Source organism: Undibacterium hunanense, assembly GCF_014284335.1.
GTDB classification, from domain to species: domain Bacteria; phylum Pseudomonadota; class Gammaproteobacteria; order Burkholderiales; family Burkholderiaceae_D; genus Undibacterium; species Undibacterium hunanense.
The window spans coordinates 636897-655205 of sequence record NZ_JACOGF010000002.1; the positions used below are offsets into that span (position 1 = coordinate 636897).

12 protein-coding genes are annotated in these 18309 nt (G+C 52.7%); 5 read left to right on the plus strand and 7 right to left on the minus strand.

Annotation, left to right across the window (positions count from 1 at the left end):
• The first annotated feature begins 151 nt into the window (after positions 1-151).
• The 4 genes from H8L32_RS05905 to H8L32_RS05920 all read left to right on the plus strand — a co-directional run bounded on the left by H8L32_RS05905 (position 152) and on the right by H8L32_RS05920 (position 8759).
• Complete coding sequence (locus tag H8L32_RS05905; RefSeq protein ID WP_186946218.1) at positions 152-2845, plus strand: TonB-dependent receptor plug domain-containing protein; 2694 nt, start codon at positions 152-154, stop codon at positions 2843-2845.
• 383 nt (positions 2846-3228) lie between these two features.
• A complete protein-coding gene (locus H8L32_RS05910) occupies positions 3229-4113 on the plus strand; it encodes a rhamnogalacturonan acetylesterase (RefSeq protein WP_186946219.1) in 885 nt (294 codons plus the stop codon).
• A complete protein-coding gene (locus H8L32_RS05915; protein WP_186946220.1) occupies positions 4110-6815 on the plus strand; it encodes a pectinesterase family protein in 2706 nt (901 codons plus the stop codon). The genes H8L32_RS05910 and H8L32_RS05915 overlap by 4 nt, the downstream gene beginning before the upstream one ends.
• A gap of 57 nt (positions 6816-6872) precedes the next feature.
• Positions 6873-8759 (plus strand): glycoside hydrolase family 28 protein, encoded by a 1887-nt coding sequence (locus H8L32_RS05920; protein ID WP_186946221.1) that lies wholly within the window; start codon positions 6873-6875, stop codon positions 8757-8759.
• Between the two features lie 265 nt (positions 8760-9024).
• Here the strand turns inward: H8L32_RS05920 and H8L32_RS05925 are convergent, their stop codons facing one another.
• The 5 genes from H8L32_RS05925 to H8L32_RS05945 all read right to left on the minus strand — a co-directional run bounded on the left by H8L32_RS05925 (position 9025) and on the right by H8L32_RS05945 (position 15215).
• Complete coding sequence (locus H8L32_RS05925; protein ID WP_186946222.1) at positions 9025-9951, minus strand: SMP-30/gluconolactonase/LRE family protein; 927 nt, start codon at positions 9949-9951, stop codon at positions 9025-9027.
• A gap of 11 nt (positions 9952-9962) precedes the next feature.
• Entirely contained in the window at positions 9963-11336 is a 1374-nt protein-coding gene (locus H8L32_RS05930) for an MFS transporter (protein ID WP_186946223.1), read from the minus strand.
• Between the two features lie 116 nt (positions 11337-11452).
• Positions 11453-13030 carry an aldehyde dehydrogenase (NADP(+)) gene (locus H8L32_RS05935; protein WP_186946224.1) on the minus strand — a complete coding sequence of 526 codons (1578 nt, stop codon included), beginning with the start codon at positions 13028-13030 and terminating at the stop codon, positions 11453-11455.
• Between the two features lie 122 nt (positions 13031-13152).
• Positions 13153-14064, minus strand: coding sequence for a 5-dehydro-4-deoxyglucarate dehydratase (kdgD, locus tag H8L32_RS05940; RefSeq protein ID WP_186946225.1), 912 nt, complete (start codon positions 14062-14064; stop codon positions 13153-13155).
• Positions 14065-14435: 371 nt separating this feature from the next.
• A complete protein-coding gene (locus H8L32_RS05945; RefSeq protein WP_186946226.1) occupies positions 14436-15215 on the minus strand; it encodes a FadR/GntR family transcriptional regulator in 780 nt (259 codons plus the stop codon).
• Between the two features lie 503 nt (positions 15216-15718).
• On the opposite strand from H8L32_RS05945, the gene H8L32_RS05950 reads away from it, so the two are divergent.
• On the plus strand, positions 15719-16294 hold the full coding sequence (locus tag H8L32_RS05950) for a hypothetical protein (RefSeq protein WP_186946227.1): 576 nt from the start codon (positions 15719-15721) through the stop codon (positions 16292-16294).
• Between the two features lie 137 nt (positions 16295-16431).
• Here H8L32_RS05950 and H8L32_RS05955 read toward each other — a convergent pair whose 3' ends face one another.
• Both H8L32_RS05955 and H8L32_RS05960 read right to left on the minus strand, forming a co-directional pair.
• Positions 16432-16845, minus strand: a complete 414-nt coding sequence (locus H8L32_RS05955) for a hypothetical protein (RefSeq protein WP_186946228.1) — start codon at positions 16843-16845, stop codon at positions 16432-16434.
• Entirely contained in the window at positions 16842-18269 is a 1428-nt protein-coding gene (locus H8L32_RS05960; protein WP_222619217.1) for an ammonium transporter, read from the minus strand. The genes H8L32_RS05955 and H8L32_RS05960 overlap by 4 nt, the downstream gene beginning before the upstream one ends.
• Positions 18270-18309 lie beyond the last annotated feature (40 nt).

Here is an 18309-nt window from a genome sequence, read left to right on the forward strand (position 1 = left end):
GTAAGAAGAATTTTTGACCGGCTGTGACCTCGATGGTGCCTTGTGCCCCTCTTCGTCGCAGTGGCACGGGGCACGCGAGGTGTTCCATGTATTGTCCCACGCATGACGTGGGGGCAAGAATTTTATGTGAAAATCCGGAGGAGACTAGATAATGAAAGATGTAAAGAAAAATCACAGACCAGTATTTGTTTTGTCATCCATCGCCATGGCGGTGTTGACAGTGGTCAGCCAGGCACATGCTGAAGATGTACAAAGGGTGGAAGTAACAGGTTCATCCATCAAGCGCCTGGCATCAGAAGCATCCCTGCCGGTCACTATGGTGACGGGTGAAGAATTAGAAAAACGTGGCATGACCACACTGGCAGACTTAATGATGTCTCTGCCAGAATCGAGCTCACTGGCGCCTTCCAATGCCGGTTCCGGTACCAATATCAATTTGCGCGGTCTGGGTGTCAATCGTACGCTGGTACTGTTGAACGGTCGTCGTCTGGCCAATGAAGCGATTGCTGATGGTTACGCCAATCTGGACGTGATCCCTATGAGTGCGATCGCCAGGGTAGAGATCCTGCGTGACGGTGCATCTTCCATTTATGGTTCCGATGCGATTGGTGGCGTGGTCAACTTCATCACCAAACGTACTGTTGTTGGCAATTCTGTTTCTGCGCAATATGTCAAACCGCAACAAAGTGGTGGCGGTGATGAACAACGCCTGAGTGCCACTGTTGGTGTCGGTGATCTGCAAAAAGACGGCTGGAATCTGTACGCAACAGTGGATGCGCATCGCCGCAGCCGCTTGCTGGCTTCTGACCGCGCCGATCTCAGCACGACAGAAATCCTGACCAGCATAGGCCGTGCGCCTACACTGGGTAGCGGTGGCTATGCCATGCCTGCCAACTTCACGACAGCGACCAACAAAACTGCTGCCAATCCTTACTATGCAAGTGGTTGCCAGGGTCCTTACACTATTCAGGGCGCAAAAAACACCTGTATCCTGAATGCTGCCTATTATGGTACAGCGCTGTATGGTAATGAACAGGTTACTTTCTATGCCAAGGGCACCAAGAAATTCACTGATGACCATATCCTGACGGTGGATTACATGCGTGGCCAGGAATACATTCTGGGCACAAAAAATCCAACCACCAGCCTGGCAGCCAACGGCGTTAGCGCCTTGTTGCCTTCCACCAGCAAATGGTACCCAGGCGGTAGTGGCGGCGTACCTGCTGTCGCCGGCCTGAAAGGTGAGCCACTGACAGTGACATGGAGTGTCGCCGATCTGGCAGAAGCCGTGACCAAAGACGTACAGGTCAATCAGCGCGTCAGCGTGAATGACGAAGGCCGTATCGGCAACTGGGACTACAAACTCGGTTTCGTCTATGGCAATAGCCAACGTGACAATTACTATGAATCCGGCTATGTGAATGGTCCTGGCCTGCTGACTGGTCTCGCCAATGGCACGCTGAACCCTTTCGGTTTGCAGGATGCTGCCGGTAAAGCTTACCTGAAGAGCATTTCGGTTGACGGCGCATTGAATCGTCATTCCATCAGTACCTATACAGGTGTGGATCTGACAGCGTCTACTGAATTGATGACACTGGCTGGTGGTCCTTTGACACTGGCTCTGGGCACTGATTTCCATCGTGATACCACAGAAGATACCAAGACTGACATCACTTCTCTGGTTACTTATGCAGCTTCCGGCCCTTCCCATGGTCAGGGCGCACGTAATGTAGCGGCGGCATATGCAGAGATGGAAATCCCAGTCACCAAAGAATTGAACTTCAACCTTGCGGTACGTGACGATCATTTCAGTGATTTCGGCAACACCATCAATCCTAAGGCCAGCTTCCGCTATCAGCCTATGAAGAACCTGATGTTCCGTGGTTCTGCCAATACCGGTTTCCGTGCTCCGACACTGTTTGACCGTTATGGTTATCGCGTAGCAGGTGCGAATACCACGACAGCAGCAAAATGGGATGATCCGGTGCAATGTCCTGGCGGCACTCCTGGTGTAGCTGGTACAGGCAAGGCCTTGCCTGGTCTGGTAGCATCCGCTGTTTGTAATGTTGCCCTGCCACGTCAGACTGGTAGTAACGCTGATCTGATCCCGGAAAAATCCCGTGGTTTCACTCTGGGTGTCGTGACAGAACCAGTACAGAACCTGACTGTGTCTGCCGATTACTGGCATATCGAAATGAAGGACATGCTGGCTAACTTGCCAGAACAAGTGTACTTCCTGAACCCAACCAAATATGCTGATCTGTTTGTGCGTAATCCAGATGGTTCCCTGGCTTACATCAAAAACATCACCATGAATCTGGGCGGCCAAAAAGCTTCCGGTATCGATCTTGGCCTGGCGTATTCGATTCCTAAAACTGCAGTCGGTAACTTCAAGTTTGAACTGAATGGTACTTACCTGACACAGTTTGATAACCAACTGGAAAAAGACAGTGCGTATATTTCCAATATTGGTCGTTTCGGCGTAGCCAGCAATGGTACAACCAGCAGCTTGCCTATCATTACTTTCCGCTGGAAACACACGCTGACCATGTCCTGGAGCCAAGGTAACTGGACTTCACAACTGACTCAGAACTACAACACTGGTTACCATGATCAAAACCTGGTTGCAGCTGAATATTTCCGTGATATCGAGCCGTACCAGGTATGGAACTGGACAGCAAGCTACCGTGGTTTCAAAAATCTGACATTGTCAGCTGGTATCACCAATCTGGCCAATGCAAGACCACCGATCACTAACCACAGCGGTTACACCTATGGTTACCTGAGCAGTGCTGCTAGCCCAATAGGTCGCGCGTTCAATGCACGCATGACTTATAACTTCTAAAAAAGAGTTCCCCCCCACGCTAGCGCGTGGGGGGTGTGGAGCGATAATGCGAAACACCCTTTTGAACAGCGCGTTCTGTCTGACACAGATACAGCGCAGTCAGTTTTTACCAGCAGTAGCTACGACCATAGTCGTGCCCTTGAGTAGTCCAGTGAGCCGCAAATTCTATACTTGCCCATGCTCATGCCCATGTTGCATCCAGCAGTTTTCCCAGCCTTTGCGATCCCGCAAGCAAGAATTCCAGAAATTCCCATTGATTAAAAAAGCATCGTGCGGCCCTGTGCCCACCGCGACCAGACACGACTTGCTCCACTGATCCGATACGGATGACAGGGGATGCTTGCAGCCCCTGTTTTTTTGAATTTACCGACATAGAGAATGACATGAAACTGTTTTCCCGTTCCTTCATATTGACTGCGATCAGTGCCCTGGTTTTTGGCGCATACAGTACTGCCGCCAGCGCAGATAGCGCCAGCACCGACAAACCGGTGCGTATGATCCTGGTTGGCGATTCCACCATGGCACCGAATAGCGGCTACGGCGACGCTTTTTGCAAACGCTTCAAACCGGAAGTGACCTGTCTGAACCTTGCCAAAGGCGGACGCAGTTCCAGCAGTTACCGCGCAGAAGGATCATGGGACATCGTGCAGAATTTATTGAAGAACCGTGAACAGTTTAGCCAGACTTACGTGCTGATACAGTTTGGGCATAACGACCAGCCGGGCAAGCCTGGTCGCTCTACCGATCTGGCGACAGAGTTCCCGGTCAATATCGCTCGTTATGTGGATGATTTACAGGCAGCCGGTGCACAAGCCGTACTGGTGACACCACTGACACGCCGCACTTTCAAAGGCAGCCAATTACAAAACGACCTCAGGCCATGGGCAGAAGCCAGCATGACCGTTGCCGCCAACAAACATGTGCCGCTGCTGGACCTGAATGCAGACAGCTATCGTTCAGTGCAAGCCATGGGACAGGCCGAGGCCGATACCCTGGCAATGGCACCGCCACCACCAGCTACCACTGATACACCTGCGCCTGCATCAGTAACCGTGTCTGCACCGGTGTCTACACCTGCACCCGCATCGGCGAGTGCTCCCAGTGCCGACATCGTCAAAACCGAACGTGCCGGTGCAGCGCGTCCTTTGTTTGACCGCACCCATCTGGGTAGCAAAGGTGCGGCACATTTTTCTGCCATCGTCCTGACTGAACTGCTGCAAGCCGTGCCGGCACTGGATGCCAAAGTCAGCAAGGAAGCCCGTCCATGAATTTCTTTAAAACCCTGCCGGTAGTATCCGCTGCCCTGATGCTGCATGCCACACCTGCCAGTGCCCAGGACAGTCGCCAGGTCAAGGAACCGCAGACCCCGGTTATTTGTAGCGTACTGCCAGCCCAGCTTGAATCCGGCAAGGCAGAATCGACAGATGCCCGCGCACCGGATACCCGTCGCCTGCAAGCTGCGATTGATGCCTGCCAGTCGGGCCAGGCTGTCAGGCTGATCAGCCGTAATGGAAAAACTGCCTTCCTGTCTGGCGCCCTGCAATTGCGCAGCGGAGTTTCGATTGTACTGGATGCCGGTGTCACTGTATATACGTCGACCAATCCCAAAGATTTTGACCGGGGTAACGGCGCTTGCGGTACCAATGATGACAAGGGCAAGGGATGCAAGCCGTTTATCACCGCTGACCGCACGCAGGGCAGTGGTATTTATGGTGACGGCGTGATCGATGGACAGGGCGGTGAACGCATACTGGGCAAGGACGAATCCTGGTGGCAGATCGCCCGTCGTGCGCAAAAAGAAAACAATCGCCAGAATGTGCCCAGGCTGCTGGAAGTGACCCAGTCAGACAATTTCACCCTGCACCGCATCACGCTCAGGAATTCGCCTAATTTCCATGTGACATTGAATCAGGTGAATGGTTTTACTGCCTGGGGTGTGCGTATTGATACACCCGCCAATGCCAGGAATACGGATGGCATAGACCCGATTTCTTCGCGCAACATCACCATCGCCAACACGTATATCCGCACCGGTGACGATAATGTTGCCATCAAGGCTGGCAACAATGGCCCAACAGAAAACATCACCATACGCAACAGCCATTTTTATTCCGGCCATGGCATGTCCATAGGCAGTGAAACCAATGGCGGCGTCAGCAATGTGCTGGTGGATAATCTGAGCATGGATGGCACGACGTCCGGCTTGCGCATCAAGAGCGATGTCTCGCGCGGTGGGCTGGTGCAGAATATCAACTATCGCAATGTTTGCATACGCAATGTCAAGGCCCCGATAGATTTTGATACCCACTATGGCAAAGATGCCAGGGGATCACAGATACCGCAATACCGGGACATCAAACTGGAACATGTGCAGGTATTGACACCGGGCCGTATCATCCTGCAAGGTTATGATGCGAGCCACCCCATGACCGTGCGCCTGCAAGATGTCGTGATTGATGCCAGCAGTGCCATACAGCGTGAACACCTGCAGTTGTTGGGTGATGCGGGCGCTGCAGCGCAATCTGGTTTCAATGCAGAATCGGCCAATCCCAAACAATGCGACCAGGCATTTGCCGCCTTTCCTGACAACGTGGTGACGCTTAAAAGACCGCAACTGGATGCAGTAGCAGCCCAGCAGTTTTCTTATGCCGAAGTATTGAAATATGCCGGTATGCCGGGCAATGAAAAGGCTGATCCCTGGGACCCCTTGTCGGCACCGATTGCTGCCAATCCTGATCTGCTTCCTGATTACATCGTTGATGCCGGCGTTAAGGCAGATGATGTACACAGCTTCAATCGCGTACAGGATGCCGTCAGCCGTGCGATTGCCGATGCCGAAAAAAAAGCGGATAAGGGCAAGCGCATTTATATCCTCGTCAAACCCGGCACATACCGTGAGCTGGTGTATGTCCCAGCCGTCGATAGCCCTATCACCCTTTATGGTACGGATGCGGCAAAGACCAAAATCAGTGCCAATCTGGATGCCGCTGTGACTGGCAGCGTTTATCAGTCACGTTTTGCCAGCCAGTTCAACAAGACCCATGCCAGCATTACTGCCATGTATGAAAGCCTGAAAGACCGGCCTGCACTGGGCACGTTTGGTACAGGCGTATTGTGGGTCAAGAGTAAGAGTTTTGAAGCAAAGAACCTGACCATAGAAAACGCCTATAACAAAGACGTGGGCAATGCACGGGCTGACTGCCCGGCCGGTGTCTGCCCTGACGCCGGTGTGTATGCGCAGACCAAAATGGTGCATCACCAGGCGCTGGCAGTTATGCTTGATGGTGCGGATAAAACACATTTTGACGGCGTACGCATGCTGGGGTTCCAGGACACCCTGTACATGAGATCAGGTGCCAATGGCGAGACTGCCCGCTACTTCTTCAATCATGCGTATGTCGAAGGTGATGTTGATTTCATTTTCGGTGATGCGACCGCCTATTTCTACCAGTCTGAAATCAAGGCGCTGGGGGATCGCGGTAATGCCTACATGGCCGCACCCAGCACCAATATCAATTCCAGATATGGTTTTGTCTTTGACCATTGCCGTTTTACCCATGACGGTAGCGCCAATTCCCTGGCAGGCAAATTTTACCTGGCACGCCAGTGGTTCCATAACGAGCGTTGCACGCCATATGGTGTAGTGCCGGTTCCTGGTTATGACTGCCAGTTGGGGCAGGTCGACGTGTATGCAGCACCCAATGGAACCATCACCAAAAAGACCCTGGAATCAGTCGGCAAAATGGTGGTCATGAATTCTGTCATTGGTGCCCATATCCATCCATTGCAACCCTGGTCTGACTGGAACAAATATGGCACCTTGCCCTATCGCCCCGCTCAGTATTCTTCGGACGACTATTGGGCCAACCTGAAGGCCAGCAAGATTGATCCGGTCAAACAACTGGGTTATCCAGGGCCGATGACACCGATGCGTGTTTTCCTCGCAGAATTGAATAATACCGATGAATGAGCCTGGTGAGTACAGCAGGCCAAGATACTGGACAACTTAATGAACAGAGACACTATAATGAAAAAACACGCAACACAAACTGAAGGCACATCATCCCCCCGTCGGGATTTCATGAAGAAAATGTCATTGACAGGATTGTCGCTTGGCGCTGGTGCAGCTCTGCCGGTTGGGCAGGCGCTGGCTGCACCTTTGATAGAAGACCCATGGCTGAAAGCCCAGGCGATTGTTGATCGCCTGTCCGTGCCGCTCAAATTTCGTCAGGCTGATTACCGGATTACCGATTTTGGTGCGGTTACCTGTGAATTGAAAACCGTGAAAGCCTGGATTTCATTTGAAGCGCAGGATAATCTGCCGACGCCGGTGGCAAATTCCAAAGATATTTACCCCGCCATCACCGAAGCGATTGCCACCTGCCATAAGGCTGGTGGTGGCCGTGTTATTGTGCCGTCGGGTAACTGGTTTTGCGCTGGCCCTATCGTCTTGCTGTCGAATGTGAATGTGCATTTGCAGTCTGGCGCGCATATCTACTTCAGCAATAATCCCGAAGATTATGCCAAGTACGGTAATTTCGATTGCGGCCTGAATGGCAAGCTGACGATTTCACGCTGGCAAAGCAATGATTGCCTGAATTTTTCCCCCATGGTGTATGCCTATGCGCAAGACCATATCGCATTGACCGGTGATGACTGGACCAGCATACTCGATGGCCAGGGCGGTGTCCCCTTCGATGAAAGCGGCGATTGCTGGTGGACCTGGAAAGGCAAGCAAAAGACCATCAATTCGATAGGACAAGGTTCCACGCCCAATTACAAGAGTGGCAAGCGTTCTGAAAATACACCGAATGAACTGAATGCCGCATCTCTTGAGAAACTGGCACCACAGCTGGATGAAAAACAGCGCTTGCGTATCCAGGGGGAAGGCGATAAATGGCGCGCTGACGGTAGCTATCTGCCAGCCCTGTCCGAGGCCGGTGTGCCCCTGGGCAAGCGCATCTTTGGTCTGGGCCATAATCTGCGTCCACCGATGATACAGTTCATCGGCTGCACCAATGTGCTGATGCAGGGTTACCAGGTCAACAATACGCCATTCTGGCAGCATCACCCTGTGCATTGCCGCAACGTTGTCATCCGCAATGTCATGGCGAAAAGCCATGGCCCCAACAGCGATGGTTTTGATCCTGAAGCCTGCGACCACGTACTGATCGAATCCTGCACCTTTGATTCCGGTGATGACTGCATCGCCATCAAGGCTGGCAAAAATCTGGATACCCAGTATGGACCTTCGCAAAATATCGTGATTCAGAATTGCACTATGCAAAGCGGCCACGGCGCGGTGACGCTGGGCAGTGAAATGGCGGGCGGCATACAGAATGTCTACGCACAAAACCTGTTGTTTGAAAACATACACTGGGACACGGATCCGCTCAATACGGCGATTCGCCTGAAAACCAATATGAACCGTGGCGGCTACCTGAAGAATTTCTTTGTCCGCAATATCTCGATTCCGAATGGTGTGCAGACCAGTCCTTCATTCTACACATCCCTGCCAAATTCACCCATCCATTCAAAAACCGTGGCAACGGCAGCTGGTGCGGTTATTACCTTTGATTGTGATTATGCACCGGTAAGTGACAATGTCAGGACGCGCGCCCCTGTGGTTGATAATGTGCATATCTCGAATGTCAAAGTGGGCAACGTCGCCACCAAGAAAGGCAAGTTTTCCTGTTACCAGGCGATCGTGATTCTTGGCCCGGTGGCCTCGGACTACAACGGTGACGAGAAAAATCCGCTGGTGTTCCCGGTGACCAATGTCACCATCAGTGATTGTCAGTTCGGTACACCGGTAAACGCCGACAGCCCGCTGTATCTGTACAACGTCAAGGGTCTGGAACTGAAGAATGTGAAGATAGGCGACAAGCTGCATAACAGCATCCTGTCGGTCTAGATAAAAAAATGCCGCCGGGCGGTTATCTGCACGGCGGCACTCAAAGGCTAAGAACCTGTTCACTCTTACTGCGCGGGCGCAATCAGAGACCACGCGGGGCTCATGTGCTGCTCAAAATGCTCATGTACTGGAGTACATTCCGCTTTTTGCGCTGCGTTTTTGTTACACTTACCCCGCTGACGCCCGCTCGCTACAGATCGTGAACAGGTTCTAAGGGGTGATTGCAACAGGCGATATCGTTGTGACTGGCCTGATGTACAAAAATTCAGTTCAGGGTACTTGCAAAAGGGGTTTCCGGTACACCACATACGCCCGGGCGCACCAGTATTACACTGCCAGCCCATTGATCATGCTCGGCCTTGCCGGCACCAATGGATGTCACCAGCAGGGTATCCATATTCGCGCCGCCAAATGTACACATCGATGGTTTTGCCATCGGCAAAGGAATGGTTCTGTCCAGCCTGCCTGTTGGTGTGAAGCGCAACAGGCAACCACCATCATTACCGCATATCCAGTAACAGCCATCGACATCCATGGCTGCGCCATCGGGCCGTCCGGCTAATGGTTTCATATCCATGAACACACGTTGCCCATGCGGCACACCGTCGTCCACGTCGTAATCAAATGTCCAGATGGTCTGGCTGGCCGGATGCGAATCCGACAGGTACATGGTCTTGCCGTCCGGTGACCAGGCCAGGCCGTTTTGCGTCAGCAAATTACTGACGAAAGGTGTGGACAGGCCTTGTTGCTGTGAATAACGATACAGCAGGCCGATTGCCTTGGCGGCAGCCATGTCCATGAACATGGTGCCACTCCAGAACCGGCCCTGACGGTCGCAACGGCCATCATTGAAACGCATGCCTGTGCCCAGCGTATCCGGTGCTGCCAGATGGGTTTGCAGTGCTGCTGAGCCCGTGCCCAGATGCAGATTGAAAATGCCGCTTTCCATGCCGGCGATAAAATCACCATCGTCTTTTAGCGCGATGCAGGCGACCATTTCAGTCGTCTGCCATGAGCGCAGCTCACCAGAACCCGCATCCAGCTTCCAGATGGTTTTCGCCGGGATATCCACCCAGTACCAGGCCGCCTGTTGTGCATGCCACATCGGGCTTTCACCGACGGTACAACTGACCGCCGGTATGGCTTCCAGATCTGGAAACGGAGATGTGAGTTGAGCTGAATGCTGAGTCATGACGCGTGATTTTATAAGTCAGTGATTTCTTTATGGGTAGGCACCAGAAATTTCATCATGCTCCACGCCAGCAGATAAGCCACCGCGCAGAATGTAAACATGATGGTGTAACCAGTTTGTATATGGCCAAGGCTACCGTAGTAATCGAACAGCCAGCCGCCGATTTTTGAAACCAGCACGCCACCGATACCACCAGCCATACCGCCAATACCGACGATGGACGCAACCGATTTTTTCGGGAACATGTCAGACACCGTAGTGAATATATTCGCCGACCAGGCCTGATGGGCAGAAGTACCGACGCCGATCAACAGTACGGGTATCCATGGTCCCAGATAGCCCAGCGGTTGTGCCAGCAACACTACCAGCGGGAACAGGGCAATCACCAGCATCGCACGCATACGCCCATCATAGGCACTATAACCGCGCTTCATGAAATAGCTGGGGAACCAGCCGCCACCAATACTGCCTATCATGGTCATGCTATACAACACAGCCAGCGGTATGACGATGTCGGTTTTATGCATCTGGTACTGCGCTTCCAGATATTTCGGCAACCAGAACAGGAAAAACCACCAGATACCATCCGTCATGAACTTGCCGATGACGAATGCCCAGGTCTGTTTATACGACAACAGTTTCATCCATGAGATTTTCTTGCCTGGTGTGTCTTCAGTAGCGACCGGTTCAGCATGCTGAGTGTCGCTGCTATTGATATACGCCAGTTCGGCAGCGGACAGGTATTTCTGTTTTTCTGGTTTTTCATAGAACATGTTCCAGAAAATCATCCAGATAAAACCGATGGCACCGATGACGATGAAGGCAGTTTCCCAACCCCAGGTTGCTGCGATCCAAGGTACGGTCAGTGGTGCCAGGATGGCGCCGATATTCGCGCCAGAATTGAAAATGCCGGTCGCAAACGAACGTTCCTGTTTAGGGAAATATTCTGCGGTTGCCTTGATGGCGGCCGGGAAGTTACCCGCTTCACCAAAGGCCAGTACTGCGCGTGAAATCATGAAACCAGCGACAGAAACCGGAACGGCAGCCAGACCCAGTGCGGCAAAGGCATTGGCCACACCCTGACCTACAGCGATGGAATACGCATGCATGATCGCACCCAACGACCAGACCGCAATCGCCAGCAGATAGGCTTTCTTGGTACCGATCTTGTCGATCAGGCGACCGGCAAACAGCATGGAAATCGCATACACGAACTGGAATGCGGCAGTAATATTGGCATAGTCGGTATTCGTCCAGCCAAACTCTTTGGACAGATCAGGTGCCAGCAGGCTGAGTACCTGACGATCAAGATAATTGACAGTGGTGGCGAAAAATAACAGGGCACATATGGTCCACCGGTATTTGCCTACGGATTGCTGGCTCATCTGAGCGTCTCCTTGTAGTTGTTCATGATTGGCACATCTTGTTTGTGTGCTCGTGTGTACTTTTATACTTGTTACTTACCGGGCTGACCTGCAATGCAGGTCAGCCCGGTCTGGCATCATGCCAGGGTCAGTTTTCCATCTATCAAACGAGCCAGTTGCAGCGGATTGTTATCCTGCAATGCTGCCGGCAACAGGTCGGCAGGAATTGCTTGATAACACACAGGGCGCAAGAAGCGATCTATGGCCTTTGCGCCAACCGAGGTGCTGCGGCTGTCGGATGTGGCAGGGAACGGACCGCCGTGTACCATGGCATGCGCCACTTCAACACCGGTAGGGAAGCCGTTGAATAAAATACGGCCCGCTTTTCTTTCCAGACCTGGCAACAATTTCTTCGCCAGATCATGGTCTGCTGCAGTTGCATGTACGGTAGCCGTCAATTGGCCTTCCAGCGATTCCGATACTTGCAGGACTTCATTGAAGTCTTTGCACAGGATGGCAATCGAGGATGGACCAAAGACTTCTTCCTGCAGTGCTGCTGTCGTCAGGAAAGTACTGCCGCTGCAAACAGACAACACGGCTTGTGCCGCACATGGTGATTCTGCTGGCTGGCCTTTGCCGACCAGTGTCAGGTCAGCGATTTCTGCCAGATGGCTGCTGCCTTTGACATAGGCCTGGTGGATACCAGGTGTCAACATGGTCGAAGCCTGTTTTTTCTCCAGCGCTTGTCCGGCCAGTTCCAGGAAGCTGCGTGCAGCGTCGCTGTCAATGGCAATTACCAGACCAGGGTTGGTACAGAACTGACCGGCACCGAGTGTCAGTGAATCGACAAAGTTTTGTGCCAGCTGGGCTGTTTGTGTTTTCAAGGCATCATCCAGCAAGAAAACCGGATTGATACTGCTCATCTCTGCATACACAGGGATAGGTTCTTTTCTTTGGCTGGCTGTACGTACCAAAGCCAGACCGCCCGAGCGTGAACCAGTGAAGCCAACTGCCTTGATGGCAGGATGTCCAACCAGTTGTTGACCAACCTGGCTACCGGCACCGACCAGCATGGAGAATACGCCTTCAGGCAGACCGCAATCAGCGACTGCTTTTTGTATGACGCGACCAACCAGTTCCGCTGTACCCAGATGGGCATTATGGGCCTTGACGACGACCGGGCACCCGGCAGCCAGCGCCGATGCGGTATCGCCGCCTGCAACGGAAAATGCCAGCGGGAAATTGCTGGCACCAAATACTGCAACCGGGCCCAGCGCAATTTTGCGCAGGCGCAGATCTGGCCTTGGTGGTGCACGTTCCGGCAGAGCGGAATCAATCGTCGCATCGAGGAAGTAACCGTCGCGTACCACTTTGGCAAACAGGCGCAACTGATTGACTGTACGACCGCGTTCGCCTTCCAGACGTGCTACCGGCAGGCCGGTTTCTTGTGCTGCACGCTCGATCAGGACAGGGCCCAGATCCATGATGCCGGTCGCAATTGTTTCCAGGAAGCTGGCACGTTGTTCCAGACTGGTTTCGCGATAGGTATCAAATGCCTGACCTGCCAGATCGCAAGCTTGTTGAACATCGTCAGCGGTGGCGAAGCCGAAAACGGGTTCGATTTGCTGGTTGGTGGATGGATCGATGGCGTTGATGTTGCCAGCCAGGCCAAACACCGAATTTTTACCGATAAGCATTTTGCCGGTAATCTGCATTATGTTCTCCTTCTTTCCTGCATCAAATGCAGGGATGACAGCATGGTGTTAATGATGAGTTTTGTAAAACGCAAAAACGAAGCTGCGACAGCACCGGCTGCGCAGCTTCGTCTTTATACAGCTTATTGTGGACCTTGTTTCAGAATCAGTTTGAGCAGCATTTCATCTTCTGCTGCTGTCAGGTCTGTCAATGGTGCACGGACTGGACCGGCACTATGACCAACCAGACGGGCACCAGCCTTGACGATACTGACAGCATAACCGGATTTGCGATTGCGGATTTCCAGGTAAGGCAGGAAGAAGTCATCAATCAGGCGATTGACTGTAGTGCTGTCGTCCGCTGCAACGGCGTGGTAGAAGTCCATTGCCAGTTTTGGCATGAAATTGAATACGGCGGAAGAATAGACTGGAACACCCAGTGCTTTGTAAGCGGCTGCATAGACTTCAGCAGTAGGCAAGCCACCCAGGTAGCTGAAACGGTCGCCCATACGACGCCAGATGGAAACCATCAGTTCAATATCACCGATACCGTCTTTGAAACCGATCAGGTTAGGGCAACGTGCTGCCAGTATTTCCAGGGAATCAGCAGTCAGGCGGCAAATGCCACGGTTATAGACCACGACGCCAAAATCGACGGATGCGCAGACTTCTTCCACGTGACGGATCAGGCCGTCCTGGCTGGCTTCAGTCAGGTAATGTGGCAACAACAGGATACCGTGGGCACCAAGGCGCTGTGCTTCTTGCGCATAAGCGATTGCCTGACGGGTAGGGCCACCGGCACCAGCCAGGATAGGTACTTTGCCACGGCAGGTATCAACAGCAGTGCGGATCACGTCCGAATATTCATTGGCTGTCAAAGAAAAGAATTCGCCTGTGCCGCCAGCAGCAAACAGGGCGCTGGCACCGTAAGGAGCCAGCCATTCGAGGCGCTCAGCATAGGTTTTTGCATTGAAATCACCAGCCGCGTCAAAGTCGGTCAGTGGGAAAGAGAGCAGGCCAGAGGAAAGTATCTGTTTCAGATCTTGTGGGTTCATGATGTCTCCTGAATGTAGGTAGAGATAAGTGGAATAAGGATGAAAATCGGTTTGTAAGGTATTCGTCTTGCGTAATCTTTGGATGATTCTTGTTAGGATGTACGTCATCGTACAACTTAAAATCAAAGACTGCAAGCATCGTTTTTATTTATTGTGGTTTATTTTATTTATCGCGCCGGGTCACTTTTAAATGCACAGGGGCAGGCGGGGAAATGCTGGCCGGATTTGCCGTGACTACATTAATTACGATGCAGTTAACGTAGTTACGGCCAGGCAGTCATGTCTTGATATTGCTTATTTGATTACTTGTATGTATTGCTTATTTCGTTGCTTGTCTGTATTGCTCATTCAAGCTTTTGAAGATGCCGGCATCAGGTTGCCGGATTTTCAGCCTGACCAGAAGAGGCTTCTTCTTCCATGCGTAGTTGTGCCTGGCGCAGTCTTTCCCTGCTATTGCTCAGGTGGGTGCGCATGGCGGCGCGGGCTGCTTCCGGGTCTTTGCGCAGGATGGCGCTATAGATATCTTCATGCTCATGATTGACTTTATCTATATAACTACTGGTGGTGCCCAGATTCAGGGCCGCAGAATTGAGCCTCGCACGGGGGATGATGGTGGTGCCCAGATCACTGAGAATATCGACAAAATAGCGGTTCCCGGTTGCCTGGGCGATCAGCAGGTGGAAGCGTACATCGGCATTCACCGATTCCGTATCCCTGGTTTTTTTGGTCAGGATATCGTTCAGGGCGGTGGCCAGTTCCGCCAATTGCGCTTCCGTACGGCGTGATGCTGCCAGCCAGGCCGCTTCGGTTTCCAGGCTGATCCTCAGTTCCAGTATGTCGAGCACATCCCTGACCGTGATAATGGCTTCACGCGAAATCCCCAGGGTACTGCTGACTGGCTCAAGGATGAAGGTGCCTATGCCGTGTCGTGTCTGTACCAGCCCGGCTGCCTGCAAATGCGAAATCGCTTCACGCACCACAGTGCGGCTGACCCCATACAATTGCATGATGGCGGATTCGGTAGGAAGCTTTTCACCGGGTTTGAATACGGCATTTTTGATGTTGTTCGTAATGTTCTCAACCAGCCCTTGGGACAGACTCTTGTGACGCCTTACGCTAAGGGGGGAATTGGCTATTTGCTGAGTTTCCATTGTGGCAAGCTTACCTTACGAAGATGCACTGATTTTACATCAAGTCGCCATCATGATGTTGTATGATGACGTATCACTTACATAAATGACACTATTTGTGGTTTATTCGCATGTCATGCGACAAAGGGGCATGCCAGTGTAATGGTATTGGCCACTTGGCCGCTTTCGATTTCTTGCTGACAGCTGAGCCTGGTCCGGCAAAAACAAGTCCCGTTCATTCGAATCAATGATGCTGCCACGAAAAAAATGACAAAGCAATCATGACTTTCATGGGTAACGTAGACAAGGTGGACAATGTTGACAACGTGGATGGTAGATGACATTTGTCACCTGCAATTGCTGACACTTTGCTCTGATATGCAATGCCGCGATTGCCCATACTGTCACTCATGCGTGCGGCTCAGAGTACATAAGTTTGAACAAACAAGCTTGCACAACATTGACCTGGTCGCTGTTGAAAATACAACAGCACCTTTTATCTAGAATCTAGATTGGAAAATAACATGCCTTTCAATTCCGGCCCCGTTGCCACAGCGTTTGCTAATCGTCTCAAAGGTGCCATGGTGTATGCCGTCTTCGGCAGTTTCTGGATGGTCTTGTGGAATCAGCGCGCTTTTGCCGGCAACAACATGATCAATGCGGTTGTTGCCGCTGCAGGGCTGCTTATTTTGATGCTGGCGATGAACAGGTATCGTAGTTTCAAACCCGCACTTGAGGAAGAAAATGCAGCGCAAAAACAAAGCAGGATGCGTCGTTTTTATATCGTCAATGCAGTGCAGTGGGGTGCGCTTCTGGTCATCATCAATGTACTGAACAATATCGGTCTGGCAGCGTGGGTGACTCCGGCGGCCATAATGGTGATCGGCCTGCATTTCTTTCCGCTGGCGACGATATTTCAAAATCCCGGACATACGTTGATGGGGACAGTCATCTGCCTGTTTGCATGTGTCTTCCCGTTTGTATTGTCTGGTGGCCCGGCTGATCCCTATGCCTGTGCTGGCATGGCCCTGATCTTGTGGACAGGGGCGATACGCAACATAAGCAAGACTTTTCATGCTGCTCAGACCGTGTCGCAATAACATGGTACTGCCTGTGCAAGGCACAATCACGGGCTTGGCCCACAGCATGAGGGCCAGAGAGTGGTTTGCAATACGCCTGGCTTGTGGTCAAGCCCGCACAGCGTAGCAATGTCGCAGCGTCGCAGTGTCTGCGCGGTTTAGCGCAGCCTGCCTATATAGGTCTGGTCGACCATGGCGTTGTGGTCAGGCGGGGGCATGGGCACCTGCATGATACTGTCATCTTCCAGACTTGGGGCTTTGGGGCGTAATTTCTGGGCTGTGGACATGGAGGACAGCCTGGCCAGCAAAGGGCCTGCTGGCGGTGGTGCAACAAACAGGCCATCTTCACCAAAGTAGATGTCTTCCAGCTTCAGGCAGATTTCATGCAGGTCGTCGTTTGGCAAGCCCATCGACAGATCCAGCATTGCCCGGCAATAGGCCGGGTTGACGCGCATGTATTCAATGTCTGTCACGCGGCCAATTTGTCGCCGTAAAATCACGTGCAGACGTGCCATGAGGGAAAACGCGAGATTGTCTGACATGGCATTCTGGACTAAGGTACTGGTGCTCATAAGATATGCTCCCCGTGAAGTTCAAGATCAAGCCCTTCTCTTTCCTGCTCTTTAGTAACGCGCAAACCAATGGTCACTTTGACCAGCCATAAAATGACGGCAGTCACAGCGCCCGAATAAATCACCGTGACGATGACGCCAAAGGCCTGTGTGGCCAGACTGCCATCAGCACCGCCTATGCTCTTCAGCGCGAAGACACCAGTCAACAGCGCACCGACGATGCCACCAATGGCATGTACACCAAATACATCGAGCGAATCATCGTAGCCTCCCATGGATTTGAGCGAAGTGGCACCCCAGTAGCAGGCGACACCGGCAACTGCACCAATCGCCAGGGCACCGGTCAGGTCGACAAAACCCGAAGCCGGCGTGATCGCCACCAAACCAGCGACCGCACCGGAAACAATACCCAGTACAGAGGGTTTGCCACGACGCAGCCACTCCACGAGCATCCAGGCCAGTGCAGACATTGCAGTAGCCACCTGTGTCACCAGCATGGCCAGCCCGGCGCGGCCATCTGCTGCGCCGGCAGAGCCGGCATTGAAGCCGAACCAGCCCACCCACAGCAGGGACGCGCCAATGGCTGTCAGCAATAAATTATGTGGTGGCATCGGTTCCTTGCCAAACCCCAGGCGTGGCCCGACGATCAGTGCTGCCACCAGGCCAGACACACCGGCATTGATATGCACTACCGTGCCGCCGGCAAAGTCCAGCACGCCACGTGCCGCCAGCCAGCCTGCCGGTTCCCATACCCAGTGGGCAACCGGCACATATACCAGCAGTGACCAGAGGGTAATGAATAGCAGCAGGGCAGAAAATTTCATGCGTTCTGCAAAGGCACCAGTGATCAGGGCAGGCGTGATGATGGCAAACGTCATCTGGAACATCAGAAATACGCTTTCTGGTATTGTCGGTGCCAGTTGATGCACACTGAGCTGGCCAGCTTCCTTCAAAAAGCTCACGCCATGCAGCATGAACCTGTCCAGGCCACCCAGATACGGCGACCCCGCCGTGAATACCAGGCTGTAACCCAGCACCACCCACAAAACGGTAACGATGCAGGTGGTTGCCAGACTATGTGCCATTGTGCCCAGGGCATTCTTTTTGCGCACCATGCCGGTATAAAACAGGGCCAGGCCAGGGATGGTCATCAGTAATACCAATGCTGTCGAAGTCAGCATCCAGGCAGTGTCGCCAGCATTGATCTTATCTGCCGCAATCATGCCTGGCTTGGCCATTGCAGGTGGGGCCGCAACTGGGGTAACGGGTGCATCCGCTGCCACTGCAGGTGCTGTCGTTGCAGTAACCGAAGCCGCAGCCGCAGTTGCAGCGGGGGGCTCAGTTTGTGCATTGCAGGTGCCGCTGTACAGGGACAGGCTGAAAGAGAAAGAAAGCAATAAGCTGGAAAGTATGCGTATTTTCATCAAGCTAGCCTTTTCAAAAAACATCGTCAATGACACACAA